This is a genomic window from Micromonospora sp. L31 (genome assembly GCF_052068075.1).
In the GTDB taxonomy this organism is placed as follows: Bacteria; Actinomycetota; Actinomycetes; order Mycobacteriales; family Micromonosporaceae; genus Micromonospora; species Micromonospora purpureochromogenes.
On the sequence record NZ_JBQHDC010000013.1, the window covers coordinates 26,796 to 42,083 of the forward strand.

Sequence of the window (15,288 nt, forward strand, 5' to 3'; positions counted from 1 at the left end):
GGATGGGGCCCGGCGTGTCCGCCGGGCCCCATCACTGGTCGTGCCGTGTTGCTACTTCACCGCGTTGTACGCGTTGACCATGCCGGCGCCGTAGAAGCCGTTGCGCTCGCCGCCGGAGCAGGTCGCGTCGTAGGCGTGCGGGCCGGCCGGGTGCAGCGGAGCCGGGTTGTAGACGCCCTCCGGGCAGGACTGCGCCACCGACGTACGCTCCAGGAACGCCGCCAGCTGACCCGGGCTCATGCCCGGGTGCGCCGACGCCGCCAGCGCCGCCACGCCGGTGGCGTGCGGGCCGGACATCGAGGTGCCCTGCTTGTAGCCGTAGCCGTTGGTCTTCGTCGCCGTGTTGAAGGTGGTCGACAGAATCCCGTCGGTGGAGGTCGGCGTGACACCCTGCGTGCGGTAGCGGGTGTCGCCACCCGGCGCCGTCACGTCGATGACACCCTGGCCGTACGAGGAGTAGAAGCTCTTCGCCCCGGTCCGGCCGACCGCCGAGACGGTCACCACACCCGGCACCTCGGCCGGCAGGTCGAGGCAGGCGTTGGTGAGGTCCTCGCGCTCCTCCGGCGTCCCGTTGTTCGGGCTGCCGAAGTCGTCGAGCTTGTGCGCGAGGTCGTAGTTGGAGTTACCCGCGGACGCCACGTTGAGCACGCCCTTGCTCTGCGAGTAACGGATGGCCCGCTGGACCGCCTGCCACACCGGACGCTGGCGTGCGTCGTTGCGGCAGTTCAGCTCCCACGGGTCGATGTAGTAGCTGTTGTTGGTCAGCTCCATGCCGTGCTCGGCGGCCCACATGAACCCGCAGACCGCGGCCTCCGGGAAGATGTAGCCGTCGTCGTTGACCACCTTCACCGCGGCGAGCTTCACGCCCGGCGCGATGCCGGCCACGCCCTTGCGGTTGACGGCGGCGCCGATGGTGCCGGCCACGTGGGTGCCGTGGTCGGAGGTCGTCGGGTTCCAGGCCGCCTCGGCCGTGTCCACCGTGCCGCCGAGGCAGGACGCACTCTTGTCCTTGGCGATCTGGTCCTTCAGATCCTCGTGGCTGGAGGAGATGCCGCTGTCCAGCACGCCCACCACCACGTCGGCGCTTCCGGCGTTGACGGCGTGGGCCTGCGGGAGGCCGATCATCGGCATGTCCCACTGCTGACCGAAGAGGGGCTCCCCGGTCGGGTCGGCGGTGCTGCTCGCCGCCTCGGCCGCGGAAACCTCCACGGTCTCGCTCTCTTCGAGAGCGGTGCCCAGGCCGGCGGTGGACGCCACCGACTCGACGCCCGCGCCCGCCACGTCGGTGACGAAGTCGGGGTTGGTCGAGCGGACGACGAGCACGCCGATCTGGTCGTACGTGGCCACCACGGTGCCGTTGGCCGCGGCCACGCGGGCCGCCGCCTTCCCGGTGGTGGCGCCCTGCGGGGCCAGGACCAGGAACGTGGTGTCCGGGCCGGCGGCCGCCGCCGGGGCCAGCCCGCCGGTGACGGCGAGGCCGACACCGAGGGTCACGGCGGACGCGGCAGCCAGTGTCTTGCGACGAAGGTTCTTCACACAGACTCCCAGGGGCTGTTTTCAGCCGGGTGCGCCCCCTGGTGGGGAGCGGCCGGCGGGAAGAGGGCGGGATGCCCGCTTCCGAACCAACAGCGTAGGAGCGGAGTGTGTCGTTACACACATCCGTTCGGTCGGTCGCTGACCGTCATACGGTGGCCAGGGTGTGCGGGATTTCGTCCAGCAGCTCGCGGGCGAGGAAGCCGATCCGTCCGAACCGGGGGACCAGCCGCTGGCCGCTGACCGCGTGCGCCCAGGCGGCCCAGCAGGCGCCCTGCGCCGGCGTCGCCCCGCGGGACAGCAGCCCGGCCAGCAGCCCGGAGCGGACGTCGCCGCTGCCCGAGGTGCCCAGGCCCGCGTCGCCGCTCTCCTCCCGCCAGCACTCGCCGGCGGGGGTGGCGATGTGGCCGTAGAGCGAGACCACCGCGTCGTACCGACGGGCCAGCTCGCGCGCCTCGGCGTCCAGGTCGTGACCGGGCTCGCGGCCCAGCAGGTGCCGCGCCTCGGTCACGTTGGGGGTGAGCACCACCGGCCGGCCCGCGCCGACCAGCAGGTCCGGCTGGTGGCTGAGCGCGCCGAGCGCGTACGCGTCCAGCACCAGCGGCGTCTCCGGCGCGGCGGCGTCCAGGACCAGGCGCAGCAGCGCCCGGGTCTCGTCGATGTCGTTGAGGCCGGGACCGAGCGCCACCACGTCGGCCTGCCCGACCAGCTCGCCGAGCCGGTCGCCCGGATCGCCGGCGACCGCCCCGTCCCCGGTCTCGGCCAGGCCGATCACCAGCGCCTCCGGCACCTGGATGCTCAGCGCGGCGGCGGTCGACTCGGCGGCGGCCAGCTGAAGCACCCCGGCGCCGGCGCGCAGCGCGGCCACGCCGGCCAGCAGCACCGCGCCGGGGGTGAAGCGGGAACCCCCGACCACCAGCACGGTGCCCCGGTGCTCCTTGCCGCCGGTGGGCACCGGCAGCGCCCAGTCGCGCAGCAGCGCCGGGGTGATCACCAGCGTCTCAGACCGGTTCGGCATGGACCTCGTCCTCCCTGGTCCGTCGGGCGCCCTGCCGGCGCAGGTGCGTCACGTCGTTGAAGGTGTCCAGGACGAGGCGGCCCTCGGGGTCGGCCGACCAGCCGGTCACCGAGCAGTTGGCGATCACGTGCTCCCGGGTGAGCGCCATCAGCTCCGCCTCGGTCAGCCCGTCCACCAGGTAGCGGAGCATGAAGACCAGCGCGTCGTGGCCGAACAGCAGCACCCGCTGTCCCTCGTGGTCGCGGCGCAGGTCGCCCAGGAGCGCCCGCAGCCGCAGCGCCAGGTCGGTCCAGGACTCGCCGCCCGGTGGGCGGTAGTAGAACTTGCCGAGCCGGCGGCGGCGGATGGCCTCCTCGGGGAAGCGGCGCTGCACGCCGTGCCCGGTCAGGCCGTCGAGGATGCCCAGTTCCCGGTCGCGCAGCCGCTCGTCCCGGCTGGCCGGGATGCCGGTGCCGGCCAGCGCCAGCTCGGCCGTGCGCACCGCCCGCAGGTACGGCGAGACCACCGCCACGTCGGGCCGGCGTTCGGCCGGCAGGCCGGCGAGCCAGCGGGCGGTGGCCCGGGCCTGCTCCTCGCCGGTGTTCGACAGCGGCACGTCGGCGTCCCGGTGGGTCAGGTCGATCAGCTCGGCGCCGGACGTCTCCGCGGCCGTCGCGGCGACGTTCGCCGTGCTCTCGCCGTGCCGGACGATCCAGAGGGCTGCCAGTTCCGCCATGCGGCCACCCGTACCCGAGCGGGCCGCCCGGTAACCGTTCCGGCTCGGCCGGCAGCCCCCGACCCGCGCCCCGGGCGTGAACGGGCCGAGGCCGGGTAAGCGCTGGCGCGTTCGGAAGCCGAGACAGGGGGAGGTACGCCGTGGCGACCATGGTGAAGGAACAGAAGAGCCCGCTGAAGGACAAGAACTACGACCTGATCCACGTCCTGCAGATGTCGCTGGACAACATCTACCGGATGGACACCTACATCGCGGACGCGGAGCAGCGGGGCGATTCGGAACTGGCCACCTGGTTCAGCAAGATTCAGGAGAACAACCGCAAGGCGGGTGACCAGGCCAAGCAGATGCTCATGCAGCGCTTGCAGCAGGAAGGGCGCTGACACCCGCGCTGCCGGGGGCCGGACGCGGCAGTCTCGTCGCGTCCGGTCCCGGCAGCCGCGACACTCAGGGCACCTGGACGGCGTAGATGCCCCGGCCGAAGGTCCCCGCCACGAGGCGGTGGTTGGTGCCGTCGTACTCGATGTCGTCGACCGGGACCAACGGCAGGCCCCGGCCCTGGCGCAGCCAGACCCCGCCGCCGGTCGGGCTGACGAACACGCCCTGGTCGGTGCCGACGTAGAGGGTCAGCCCCTTGCCGATGGCCAGGTCGTTGACCGGCGCCTTCGGCAGGGTGCCGCTGAGGTCGTGGAAGTGCCGGCCGCCGTCGAGCGAGCCGAGCACGTACGGCCGCTGGGAGCCCGACCGGTACGCGGACAGCGTCACGTACACCCGGTCGGCCCGCCGTGGGTCGACCACGACGCGGGTGACCCACGGCTGCCCGGAGAGCAGCAGTTGCCAGGAGCCGCCCAGGTCCCGGGTCACCCAGACCCGCCCGTCGTCGGTGCCGACGTAGACGGTCCGGCCGTCCCCGGCCGGGGCGACCGTGGTGATGGTGCCGTAGTTGGTGTAGATCGGGTCGCGGCCCGGTCCACCGGTCAGGTCGCCGCTGATCGCCGTCCAGGTCCGGCCGCCGTCGGTCGACCGGTTGAGCACGTTGGCGCCGTAGTACATCACCGCCGGGTCGCGCGGGTCGAAGACCACCGGGGTGAACCAGTTGCGCCGGGCGGCGGTGACCCGGTTGCCGAAGTACGTCATCGTCTCGCCGCCGTCGGTCGAGAAGAAACAGTTGCCGTACTGGTAGCAGGCGTAGACGTTCTCCTTGTCGGTCGGGTTGATCAGGTTCTCCTCGCCGTCCCCGCCGAGATACTCGTTGAAGGCGGGGCCGCCCCACGAGCGCAGCGAGCCGTTGTCCTGGGTGCCGCCGGAGATCCGGCTGACGTCCTGCGGCGTGATCGCCACGCTGTAGAACTGGGTGTACGGCTCGTGGGTGGCCTTCACCCAGCCGCCGTCCCCGTTGGCGTCCGAGCGGTACGTCCCACCGTCGTTGCCGAGGTAGACCCGCTGCGGACGGCGCGGATCCCAGATCATGGCGTGGTGGTCGACGTGGGTGGAACTGCTGTCCGCCGTCCAGGTCCGCCCGCCGTCCTTGGTGGTCAGCAGCGGCACGCCCGCGACGTGCACGTGCTGCGGCTCGTCCGGGTCGACCCAGACCTTGCCGAACCACCAGCCGAAGGTGGACTGCGAGGTGGTCAGCTCCGGGGTGTCCGGGAGTCGGGTCCAGGCGTCGCCGCCGTCGCTGCTGCCGTAGAACCCGGCGAACGGGCCGGCGGTGGAGTTGACGATGGCGTAGAGCCGGTCCGGGTCCGAGGCGGACTGGCCCAGGCCGATCCGGCCCACCTCCGGCCCGGCCGCCGGCAGCCCACCCGCCAGGCGCGCCCAGGTCGCCCCGCCGTCGAGGGAGCGGTAGACCCCTGAGCCGACGCCGCCGTAGGTGCGCAGGTCCGGGGTGCGGCGGTGGTCCCAGAGCACGGCGTAGAGCCGGTCGGCGTCGCGCGGGTCGATCAGCACCTCGGTCGCGCCGGTGAACTCGTTGGCCCCGGCGAGGATCCGCTGCCAGGTCGCACCGCCGTCAGTGGAGCGGTAGACGCCCCGGTCGCCGCCGCCGTTGTAGAGCGAACCGGCCGCGGCCACGAAGATCCGCTTCGGGTCGGCCGGGTCGACGGTGATCGCGCCGATCGCGCCCGAGTCGCGCAGCCCCAGCGACCGCCAGGTCTTGCCGCCGTCGGGGGAGGCGTACAGGCCCGTGCCCTCGTAGGTGACGCTGCCACCACCCGGATTGGCCTCGCCGGTGCCGGCGTACAGGGTGCCGTCCGGGCCGGTCGCCACCGCGCCCATCGCCTGGGTCCAACCGTCCGGCCAGGCCGGCTCGAAGCGGTTGCCGGCGTCCCGGCTCACCCAGACCCCGCCGCTGGCGGCGGCGGCGTAGACGGTGTCGGGGCGGTGCGGGTCCAGCGCGAGCGAGGTGATCCGGCCGCCGATGTTGGTCGGCCCGACCGAGGTCCACCGCCCGCCGACCGCGGGCAGCCGGGCCCCGGCCTTCGCCGCCGTGTCGTAGGCGTGCCGGGGCAGCGCCTCGCCGCGCACGGTCTTCTGCAGGTAGCGGTACTCGGCGGGGGCGGAGGGCCCGCGCACCGGCCGGTACTCGTCCTCGGGACGCGGCGGTGCGGCGCCGGCGCTGGTGGGGGAGAGGGCCACGGTGCCGCCGGAGAGCAGCGTCGCGGCCAGGATCAGGGAGAGGGTACGTCGTCGTGCCACGGAGGTCCCTTCGCCGGTGGAGGGAGGGTCGACGGTCCCGCCGAACGTTACGAAGACGGATGTCGATGGTCAACCCTCCGGCGTCGCTGAAGGTGACCGGGTCGACACCGGACACTAGGCAGGAACCATATCGATGGGGTGGAATGGCTTGACCTGCCGTACCCGTCGGAAGGACCACGATGACGCCTGCCCGCCGCCGGGCGCTGGCCGCCGCCACCCTCACGGCGCTGCTGCTCACGGCCGCCCCCGCCGCCCCCACCCACGCCGCGCCCGGCCGGCCGGCCGCCCCACCGCACCTCGCCGGCGACCACACCGTGCCGGTCTACTCCTACGCCGACGCCGTCCGGGAGAGCGTCCAGGTCGAGACGCCGACCGACGCCGACGGCGACGGCGTGCGGGACCGGGTCATGGTCGACCTGGTCCGGCCCCGGGAGGCGGCGCAGGCCGGCGTCCGGGTGCCGGTCATCATGGACGCCTCGCCGTACTACCACTGCTGTGGCCGGGGCAACGAGAGCGAACGCAAGACGTACGACGCGAACGGCGTGATCGCCAAGGCCCCGCTCTTCTACGACAACTGGTTCGTCCCCCGCGGGTACGCCTTCGCCGCGGTCGACCTCAGCGGCACCGCCCGCGCCAGCGGCTGCGAGGACGTCGGCGGCCGGGCCGAGGTGGCCGGGGCGAAGGCGGTGGTGGACTGGCTGAACGGCCGGGCCCGCGGCTTCACGCTGGACGGCGAGCCGGTCACCGCGTCGTGGAGCACCGGCCGGGTCGGCATGATCGGCAAGTCGTGGGACGGCTCGGTCGCCAACGGCGTGGCGGCCACCGGCGTCCGGGGCCTGGAGACCATCGTGCCGATCTCCGCGATCTCCAGTTGGTACGACTACCAGCGTTACCGGGGCCTGCTGCGGGCGTCGGACTATCCCGCCTACCTGCACCAGGTGGTCAACGGTCGGCCCGCCGCGGCGTGCGCCGCCGTGCTCGCCCGGCTGCGCGCCGACAGCGCGGAGGACACCGGCGACTACAACGCGTACTGGGCGGAGCGGGACTACCGCCGCTCGGTCGAGCAGGTCCGGGCGAGCGTGCTGGTCGCGCACGGCGTCAACGACCTGAATGTCACCACCGGCCAGTTCGCCCGCTGGTGGGACGCGCTCGCCGACCGGCAGGTGCCGCGCCGGCTCTGGCTCTACCAGGCCGGGCACGAGGACCCGTTCGACGTCCGCCGGGCCGAGTGGGTCGCCACCCTGCACCGCTGGTTCGACTACTGGCTGCAGGGCCTGCCCAACGGCGTCATGCGGGAGCCCCGGGCCACCCTGGAGACCGCCCCCGGGGTGTGGACCGAGCAGCGCGACTGGCCGGCCCCGGGCACCCGGAACGTCCCGGTGGCCCTGGGCGCCGGCGACGGCACGACCGGCACGCTCGGCGGTCCTGGCGCCCGTCCGGGCGTGGTGCGGGCGTACACCGACGAGTCGCTGACCGAGCCGCAGGTGGTCACCGAGCCAACGACCGCCCGCGCCGGACGGCTGGTGTTCCTCTCCGGCGCGCTGACCGCGCCGCTGCGGATCTCCGGGACGCCGTCGGTGCGCCTGCGGATCAGGGTCGACCGGCCGACCACCGCGCTGAGCGCGCGGCTCGTCGACTACGGCACCGCGGAACGGATCCAGTACCGCAGCTCCGAGGGGGTCCGCACGCTCGCCACCGAGTCGTGCTGGGGGGAGTCCACCGTGGCCGACGACGCCTGCTACCGGGACACCGCCGAGATCACCGCGGTCACCGACCACGGCGTCCTCACCCGCGGCTGGCTCGACGCGGCGCACCACCGGTCCCTGCGGTTCACCAGCCCGCTGCGCCCGGACCGCTGGTACACGGTCACCCTGCCGCTCAAGGCGTACGACGCGGTGCTGCCGGCCGGCCACGTGCTCGGTCTCGTCCTCGCCCAGAGCGACCCGGGCTTCACCGAGACCGACGACCGGGACGCCACCGTCTCGGTGGACCTGGGAGGCAGCACGCTGACCCTGCCCGTCACCGGCCGCGCCACCCTGCCGTCGGCCCCGGTCGCGCCGGACGTGGTCACCGCTCCCGCCGCCCCGTCGGACGGCCGCGCCGCCCCGCCCGACAACCGTCAGCTGCCGGACCGCTCCTGACGGCGGCTGTCGACCGGCCCGCCGCCGCCTTGCGGGGCAGCGGCGGGCCGATCGACCGGGAAGGATGCCAATCGATCGACCACGACGGGAAGGGTGACGCCGGATGACAGTGGTCAAGGGTCTGGGCGAGGCGCTGGTGCTCTTCGTGATCGCGGTGGCGGTCGCCGCGGTCGGGGTGGGGATCTGGGTGGCGGTCAGCGGTGGCGAATTCCTCCACCTGCTGGGCATCGCGCTGGTGGTGGTCGGCCTCCTGCTGGCGGTCACCGGAGACCTCACCCTGAGCCGGATCGGCATGCTGGACGCCCGGTCGACGTTCGGGCTGGCGCCGGAGCGGGAGGACGCCGGCGGTGGGCGGGTGCTCACCGGGGTCGGCATCTTCCTGTTCGTCTCGGTTCCGCTCGTCGTGGTGGGCATCCTGCTGATCGTCTGACCGCTCCGGCCGGCTGCCGGTGGGCGCGGCCACGGCGTCGGCACCACGGGCCCGACGCGGCGGTGCACGGCCGGCGGGACGCCCGGCCGCGACCGCCGGTCACGGCGGAGGCCCGGCGAGCCGCTACCCTGCGCCCATGGACGGCGTGGCGGACGGCGAACGGCTGGCGGCGTCACTCGGGCGCGACCTCGCCCGGCTCACCTTCGTCGACCTGACCACGGACGCGGTGACGGCGCGGATCATCGATTCCGTGGTCGCCTGGGCCGGTGACCAGGGCTGGCGGGTCTATCGCCGGGCGCCGAGCGTGCTGCCCCTACCGCCGCCGCTGTCCCGTCAGCAGTCGGTACTCGACGTCGCGTGTGCCCGGCCGGACGGGCCGCCCGTGGTCATCGAGGTCGACCACACGGACCGGCGTCGTACCTGGGACAAGCTTCTGGCGGAGGCGGCGGCCGGCCGCGTCGCGATCTGGGTGCGTTGGGGACCGGGGCGGTTCGGCACCGCGCCCGCGCCGATCCATCAGGTGACCTGCGAGGTCTCCCGCCGCGCCGGGCCGGCCGGGGCGGGCCGGCTGCACAGCCGGGCACCGGGCGGCGACCTGCCGCCACCCGCGCACTCCGAGCGGGGCGCCGGCAGCACCGCCGAGCTGCTGCCGCTGCCGTCGTTGGACGACGAGACACCCTGAGTCCCCGCCGGGCGCGCCCGGCACCGTTTGCGGCGGGTGGCGGTATTCCGAGTCCCGGACACCGCCACACGCCGCAAACCGAGTGGCGCGCGACGGCCTATTCGAAGCGGGACGGGTCGCCGGCGCCGCGGCGGAGGATCTCCGCTTCGCCCTCGGAGAAGTCGATCACCGTCGTGGGCAGGGTGCCGCACTCGCCGGAGTCGATCACCGCGTCGACCACGTGGTCGAGCCGCTCCTTGATCTCCCAGCCCTGCGTCATCGGTTCGGTGTCGCCGGGCATCAGCAGGGTGCTCGACACCAGCGGCTCGCCCAGCTCGGCCAGCAACGCCTGCGTCACGACGTGATCGGGGATGCGGACCCCCACGGTCTTCTTCTTCGGGTGCAGCAACCGGCGGGGCACCTCCTTCGTCGCCGGCAGGATGAAGGTGTAGCTGCCCGGGGTCGCCGCCTTCAGCGACCGGAACAGGGCGTTGTTGATCTGGACGAACTGGCCGAGCTGCGCGAAGTCCCGGCACACCAGGGTGAAGTGGTGCCGGCTGTCGAGCTGGCGGATGTCCCGGATGCGGTCGATGCCCTCCCGGTTGCCCAGCTGGCAGCCGAGGGCGAAGCACGAGTCCGTCGGGTAGGCGATCAGTCCGTTGCCGCGGACGACGTCCACCACCCGGCTGATCGTTCGTGGTTGCGGGTTGTCCGGGTGCACGTCGAGGTACGTCGCCATGGCGGCAGCCTAGGCGGGGGCGGCGACCCCCGGAACGGCCGGCCGCCATCGCGTGCCGTCCGGCTCGGCGGGCGGTGCCGGTGAGCCGGGCGCGGGAGTCGGCCGCTGCCGTTACGGTGTGAGCGTGGCGACGGCGGCGGAGGAGATCCGGGTCGGGGAGCGGGTGGTCCGGGTCTCCAGCCCGGACAAGCCCTACTTTCCGGAGCGAGGCCTGACCAAGCTGGACGTGGTGCGCTACTTCCTCGCCGTCGGCGACGGCATCCTGCGCGCGCTGCGGGACCGGCCGACCATGCTGGAACGCTGGCCGCGCGGTGTCTTCGAGGGCGCGAAGATCGCCACCCGGCAGGACAACCGCGGCGACGCCTTCTACCAGAAGCGGCTGCCGGCCGGCGCGCCCGAGTGGGTCCGCACCGCGCACATCACGTTCCCCAGCGGGCGGACGGCCGACGAGGTCGCGCCGAGCGAGCTGGCCGTGGTCATCTGGGCGGCCAACCTGGGGACGCTGCGGTTCCACCCCTGGCCGGTCTCGGCGGCCGACGTGGAACGCCCCGACCAGCTCCGCATCGATCTCGACCCGATGCCGGGCGTCGGCTTCGACCAGGTGGTGCCGGTGGCGCACGAGGTCCGTGCCTTCCTCGACGAGCTGGGCCTGGTGGGCTACCCGAAGACCACCGGCGGGCGGGGCCTGCACGTCTACCTGTCGATCGAGCCGAGGTGGAGTTTCGGCGAGTGCCGGCGCGCGGTGCTGGCGCTGGGCCAGGAGATGCAGCGTCGCCGCCCCGACCTGGTCACCACCACCTGGTGGCGCGAGCAGCGGGACCGGCCGGTCTTCGTCGACTACAACCAGATGGCCCGCGACCACACCATGACCTCGGCGTACTCGATCCGGCCGACGCCGGCGGCGCTGGTCTCCGCGCCGCTGGACTGGTCGGAGCTGGACGACGCTCGCCCCGAGGACTTCGACGTGGTGAGCATGCCGGCCCGGTTCGCCGGGCGCGGCGACCCGCACGCCGGCCTGGACGAGCGGCGCTTCTCGCTGGAGCCGCTGCTGGAGCTGGCCGACCGGGAGGGGCTGGCGGCCCCGCCGGAGCGCTGACGGGTCACCGCCCAGGGCGCTGAGGGGTCACTGCCAGGGGCTCTGGGCGCCGGTGAACTCCTCGAAGACCAGCCAGCTGCGGGTGGACAGCACCCCGGCGATGCCCTGCACCCGCTCCAGCACCACGTCCCGCAGGGTGGCGTTGTCCGGCGCGCGGACCAGCGCGAGCACGTCGTGTTCGCCGCTGAGCAGCGCCACGTGCTCGACGTAGCGCACCCGGGCCAGCTCCGCCGACACCTCCCGCCAGGTGTTCTGCTCAATCGTCAGGGCGATGTACGCCGAGGTGCCCAGCCCGGCCGGCTCCGGCGCCACCTGCGCCCGGAACCCGGTGATCACGCCGTCGCGCAGCAGCCGCTCCACCCGGGCGTACGCGTTGGTGCGGGAGACGTGCACGCGTTCGGCCAGCGTACGGACGGAGAGCCGGCCGTCGCGGACCAGCTCGTCGAGGATGCGCCGGTCCACCTCGTCCAGCGGACCGGCCGAACGTCCCGTTCCACCGGGCAGGCCCGCCTCCGGACTGGTCTCCTGGCTCACATCAGCCCCCTCGGGATGCCATTCATCCCACGTTCACCGCGCATCTTGAGTCAATCATCCGACAGCAGGAGCATAAGGCCACCACACGTCCAGGAGGTCCCCGCCGTGACGACCACACCCCAGGCGGTCCGCAGGGCATCCCCGCGCACCCGCCGGCCGGCCACCCCGGCCGCGCCCGACCCCTCCGCCGGCCTGCTCCCGCAGGCCGAGCCGGTCCGACTGCTCGACCCGAACGGTACGCCGCTGCCCGCCCGCGCCGACTACCCCGAGCCGCCCGCCGAGGCGCTGCGCGAGATGTACCGCCGGATGGTGGTCGGTCGCCGCTTCGACACCCAGGCCACCGCCCTGACCAAGCAGGGCCGGCTCGCCGTCTACCCGTCCTCACGCGGCCAGGAGGCCTGCCAGGTCGGGGCGACCCTCGCCGTGCGCGACACCGACTGGGTCTTCCCCACCTACCGCGAGTCGATGGCGCTGGTCAGCCGCGGCATCGACCCGGTCGAGGTGCTCACCCTGCTGCGCGGCGACTGGCACTGTGGGTACGACCCGACGCGGGTGCACACCGCGCCGCAGTGCACCCCGCTGGCGACCCAGTGCGTGCACGCCGCCGGGCTGGCCTACGGCGAGTCGTACCAGGGCCGGGACACCGTGGCGCTGGCCTTCATCGGCGACGGCGCGACAAGCGAGGGTGACTTCCACGAGGGGGTCAACTTCGCCGCCGTGTTCAAGGCCCCGGTCGTCTACTTCGTGCAGAACAACAAGTACGCGATCAGCGTGCCGCTGTCCCGGCAGACCGCCGCGCCGAGCCTGGCGTACAAGGGCGTCGGCTACGGCGTGCCCAGCGAGCAGGTCGACGGCAACGACCCGGTGGCGGTGCTGGCGGTGCTCACCCGCGCGGTGGCGCACGCCCGGGCCGGTCACGGGCCGTTCCTGGTCGAGGCGCACACCTACCGGATGGAGCCGCACACCAACGCCGACGACGCCACCCGCTACCGCGACGCCGACGAGGTCGAGGCCTGGCGCGACCGCGACCCGGTGGCCCGGCTGGAGACGTACCTGCGCAACCGGGGCGCGCTCGACGACGCGGCGGTGGCCGCGATCGCCGAGGAGGCCGAGGCGTACGCCGCCGGCCTGCGCGACCGGATGAACGCCCAGCCCACGGTCGACCCGCTCAGCCTCTTCGACCACGTCTACGCCGAGCCGACCCCGCAGCTGGTCGAGCAGCGCGAGCAGGTCCGCGCGGAGCTGGCCGCCGCCCGCGACGAGGAGGGGGACGCCTGATGGCCACCATGACCATGGCGAAGGCGCTCAACGCCGCGCTCGCCGACGCGATGCTCGACGACGACCGGGTGGTCGTCTTCGGCGAGGACGTCGGGCAGCTCGGCGGCGTCTTCCGGATCACCGACGGGCTCCAGGCCCGCTTCGGCGACAAGCGCTGCTTCGACACCCCGCTGGCCGAGGCCGGCATCGTCGGCTTCGCCGTCGGGCTGGCCATGTCCGGGCTGCGCCCGGTGGTGGAGATGCAGTTCGACGCGTTCGCGTACCCGGCCTTCGAGCAGATCGCCTCGCACGTGGCGAAGCTGCGCAACCGCACCCGCGGCGCGCTGAGCGTGCCGATCGTGATCCGGGTGCCCTACGCCGGCGGCATCGGCGGGGTGGAGCACCACTGCGACTCGTCCGAGGCGTACTACGCGCACACCCCGGGCCTGAAGGTGGTCACCCCGGCCACCGTCGAGGACGCGTACTCGCTGCTGCGCCAGGCGATCGACGACCCCGACCCGGTCGTGTTCATGGAGCCCAAGAAGCTCTACTTCTCCAGCGCCGAGGCGGAACTGCCCGCGACCACCGCGCCGTTCGGCCGGGCGGTCGTGCGCCGGCCCGGCACCGACGCCACCCTGGTCGCGTACGGCCCGGCGGTGCCGGTCGCGTTGGAGGCCGCCGAGGCCGCCCGCGAGGAGGGCTGGGACCTGGAGGTCGTCGACGTGCGCACCATCGTGCCGTTCGACGACGAGACGATCGCCGCCTCGGTCCGCCGGACCGGCCGGTGCGTGGTGATCCAGGAGGCGCAGGGCTTCGCCGGGGTCGGCGCGGAGATCGCCGCCCGGGTGCAGGAGCGCTGCTTCCACGCCCTGCACGCCCCGGTGCTGCGGGTGTCCGGCCTGGACATCCCGTACCCGGCGCCGATGCTGGAGCACACCCACCTGCCCTCGGTGGACCGGGTGCTGGACACGGTGGCCCGCCTCCAGTGGGACGACCAGCCCGACCCGCGCTGGCTGCCCCAGGGGAGTGCGGCGTGACCACGGTGGAGCGGACGCAGGTCTTCCTCCTGCCCGACCTGGGCGAGGGGCTGAGCGAGGCCGAGATCGTGGAGTGGCGGGTCGCCGTGGGCGACGTGGTCACGGTGGACCAGAGCGTGGTCGAGGTGGAGACCGCCAAGGCGGTCGTCGACGTGCCCTGCCCGTACGCCGGCCGGGTGGTCGCCCTGCACGGCGCGGCGGGTGAGGTGCGCCCGGTCGGCCAACCCCTGATCACCATCGCGCCGCTCGACGGCGGCGGCGGCGAGCCGGCCGGGCACGCCACCTACCGCGAGGAGGAGCGCGCCGGCTCCGGCAACGTGCTGATCGGGTACGGCACCGGGCACGCCGGCGCCGGCCGGCGTCGGCGCCGTCCCCGGTTGGCGCTGGCCCCCGAGCCCACCGCCGGCGCGACCGACGTCCCCGAGGGGAAGGACACGCCGGAGCCGGCCGCGGCACCGACCGACCTCGCGGCCGGGCGGACGCCGACGGCGGCGCTGGTCATCTCGCCGATCGTGCGTCGGCTGGCCAGGGAACGCGGGGTGGACCTGGCCGCGGTGCGCGGCACCGGCACCGGCGGCGTGATCCGCCGCGCCGACGTGGAGGCGGCCGCCGCCGCGCCGGCCAGCCGGCTCGCGGCGGTGCCGGAGCAGCCCGACGCGCACGTCGGGCTCGCCCCGGCCGAGGGGCAGGACGTGATCATCCCGCTCACCGGCATCCGCAAGGTGATCGCCGACAAGCTCTCCCGCAGCCGGCGGGAGATCCCCGAGGTGACCATCTGGGTGGACGTGGACGCCACCGGGTTGCTGGAGACCCGGGCGGCCATCAACGCCGCCACCCCGGACGCGCCGGTGAGCATCCTGGCCCTGCTGGCCCGGATCTGCCTCAGCGGGCTGCGGCGGTTCCCGCAGCTCAACGCGCACGTCGACACCGAGGGGCAGCGGATCATCCAGTCCGCCGGGGTGCACCTGGGCATCGCCGCGCAGACCGACCGGGGCCTGGTCGTCCCGGTGCTGCGCGACGCCCAGCGGCTCACCACCCGGGAGCTGGCCGCCGCGCTGGCGGAGACCACCGCCGCGGCCCGGGCCGGCACGCTGCCGCCGGCCCGGCTGACCGGCGGCACCTTCACCCTCAACAACTACGGGGTGTTCGGCGTGGACGGCTCGACGCCGATCATCAACCACCCGGAGGCGGCGCTGCTCGGGGTGGGCCGGATCGTGGACAAGCCCTGGGTGGTCGACGGGCAGCTCGCGGTGCGCAAGGTGACCCAGCTCAGCCTCACCTTCGACCACCGGGTCTGTGACGGTGGCGTGGCGGGCGGCTTCCTGCGGCACGTCGCCGACTGCGTCGAGCAGCCGGCGCTGCTGGTCGCCAACGTCTGAGCGGTACGGGCGGAGCCGGCCGCGCTGGCCGGCTCCGCCGCCGGACGGCGTGGT

The 15,288-nt window shown here is 74.0% G+C and carries 14 protein-coding genes; 8 read left to right on the forward strand and 6 right to left on the reverse strand.

The window, feature by feature from the left end; translation table 11 throughout:
• Positions 1-51 precede the first annotated feature (51 nt).
• The 3 genes from ACTMS9_RS26710 to ACTMS9_RS26720 all read right to left on the reverse strand — a co-directional run bounded on the left by ACTMS9_RS26710 (position 52) and on the right by ACTMS9_RS26720 (position 3,266).
• Positions 52-1,536, reverse strand: coding sequence for a S8 family peptidase (locus tag ACTMS9_RS26710; RefSeq protein ID WP_441148747.1), 1,485 nt, complete (start codon positions 1,534-1,536; stop codon positions 52-54).
• Between the two features lie 145 nt (positions 1,537-1,681).
• Entirely contained in the window at positions 1,682-2,551 is an 870-nt protein-coding gene (locus tag ACTMS9_RS26715; protein ID WP_441148746.1) for an NAD(P)H-hydrate dehydratase, read from the reverse strand.
• Positions 2,535-3,266, reverse strand: coding sequence for a histidine phosphatase family protein (locus ACTMS9_RS26720; protein WP_441148745.1), 732 nt, complete (start codon positions 3,264-3,266; stop codon positions 2,535-2,537). Before ACTMS9_RS26720 ends, ACTMS9_RS26715 begins: the two co-directional genes overlap by 17 nt.
• Positions 3,267-3,415: 149 nt before the next feature.
• On the opposite strand from ACTMS9_RS26720, the gene ACTMS9_RS26725 reads away from it, so the two are divergent.
• Entirely contained in the window at positions 3,416-3,646 is a 231-nt protein-coding gene (locus ACTMS9_RS26725) for a hypothetical protein (RefSeq protein WP_441148771.1), read from the forward strand.
• Between the two features lie 64 nt (positions 3,647-3,710).
• Here the strand turns inward: ACTMS9_RS26725 and ACTMS9_RS26730 are convergent, their stop codons facing one another.
• On the reverse strand, positions 3,711-5,960 hold the full coding sequence (locus tag ACTMS9_RS26730; protein ID WP_441166288.1) for a VPS10 domain-containing protein: 2,250 nt from the start codon (positions 5,958-5,960) through the stop codon (positions 3,711-3,713).
• Positions 5,961-6,139: 179 nt separating this feature from the next.
• On the opposite strand from ACTMS9_RS26730, the gene ACTMS9_RS26735 reads away from it, so the two are divergent.
• The 3 genes from ACTMS9_RS26735 to ACTMS9_RS26745 all read left to right on the forward strand — a co-directional run bounded on the left by ACTMS9_RS26735 (position 6,140) and on the right by ACTMS9_RS26745 (position 9,213).
• Positions 6,140-8,101 carry a Xaa-Pro dipeptidyl-peptidase gene (locus tag ACTMS9_RS26735; protein WP_441166289.1) on the forward strand — a complete coding sequence of 654 codons (1,962 nt, stop codon included), beginning with the start codon at positions 6,140-6,142 and terminating at the stop codon, positions 8,099-8,101.
• A 103-nt stretch (positions 8,102-8,204) separates the two neighbouring features.
• Positions 8,205-8,531 (forward strand): hypothetical protein, encoded by a 327-nt coding sequence (locus ACTMS9_RS26740; protein ID WP_441148742.1) that lies wholly within the window; start codon positions 8,205-8,207, stop codon positions 8,529-8,531.
• Positions 8,532-8,667: 136 nt separating this feature from the next.
• Positions 8,668-9,213 carry a hypothetical protein gene (locus ACTMS9_RS26745; RefSeq protein ID WP_441148740.1) on the forward strand — a complete coding sequence of 182 codons (546 nt, stop codon included), beginning with the start codon at positions 8,668-8,670 and terminating at the stop codon, positions 9,211-9,213.
• A gap of 97 nt (positions 9,214-9,310) precedes the next feature.
• On the opposite strand, the gene ACTMS9_RS26750 is transcribed toward ACTMS9_RS26745, so the two are convergent.
• On the reverse strand, positions 9,311-9,931 hold the full coding sequence (locus ACTMS9_RS26750) for an L-threonylcarbamoyladenylate synthase (protein ID WP_154936484.1): 621 nt from the start codon (positions 9,929-9,931) through the stop codon (positions 9,311-9,313).
• A gap of 124 nt (positions 9,932-10,055) precedes the next feature.
• Between ACTMS9_RS26750 and ACTMS9_RS26755 the strand changes: the two genes are divergently transcribed.
• The gene (locus tag ACTMS9_RS26755; RefSeq protein ID WP_441166290.1) at positions 10,056-11,027 is read left to right on the forward strand and encodes a DNA polymerase domain-containing protein; all 972 of its coding nucleotides are present in this window, start codon (positions 10,056-10,058) and stop codon (positions 11,025-11,027) included.
• Positions 11,028-11,054: 27 nt separating this feature from the next.
• Here ACTMS9_RS26755 and ACTMS9_RS26760 read toward each other — a convergent pair whose 3' ends face one another.
• Positions 11,055-11,561, reverse strand: coding sequence for an Lrp/AsnC family transcriptional regulator (locus ACTMS9_RS26760; protein WP_280836669.1), 507 nt, complete (start codon positions 11,559-11,561; stop codon positions 11,055-11,057).
• A gap of 72 nt (positions 11,562-11,633) precedes the next feature.
• Between ACTMS9_RS26760 and pdhA the strand changes: the two genes are divergently transcribed.
• Genes pdhA through ACTMS9_RS26775 form a run of 3 tightly spaced genes read left to right on the forward strand, consistent with a single transcriptional unit; the run spans position 11,634 to position 15,234 of the window.
• Positions 11,634-12,839 (forward strand): pyruvate dehydrogenase (acetyl-transferring) E1 component subunit alpha, encoded by a 1,206-nt coding sequence (gene pdhA, locus ACTMS9_RS26765; protein WP_441166332.1) that lies wholly within the window; start codon positions 11,634-11,636, stop codon positions 12,837-12,839.
• Positions 12,839-13,855, forward strand: coding sequence for an alpha-ketoacid dehydrogenase subunit beta (locus ACTMS9_RS26770; RefSeq protein ID WP_441148738.1), 1,017 nt, complete (start codon positions 12,839-12,841; stop codon positions 13,853-13,855). Before pdhA ends, ACTMS9_RS26770 begins: the two co-directional genes overlap by 1 nt.
• Positions 13,852-15,234, forward strand: a complete 1,383-nt coding sequence (locus ACTMS9_RS26775; protein ID WP_441166291.1) for a dihydrolipoamide acetyltransferase family protein — start codon at positions 13,852-13,854, stop codon at positions 15,232-15,234. Before ACTMS9_RS26770 ends, ACTMS9_RS26775 begins: the two co-directional genes overlap by 4 nt.
• Positions 15,235-15,288 lie beyond the last annotated feature (54 nt).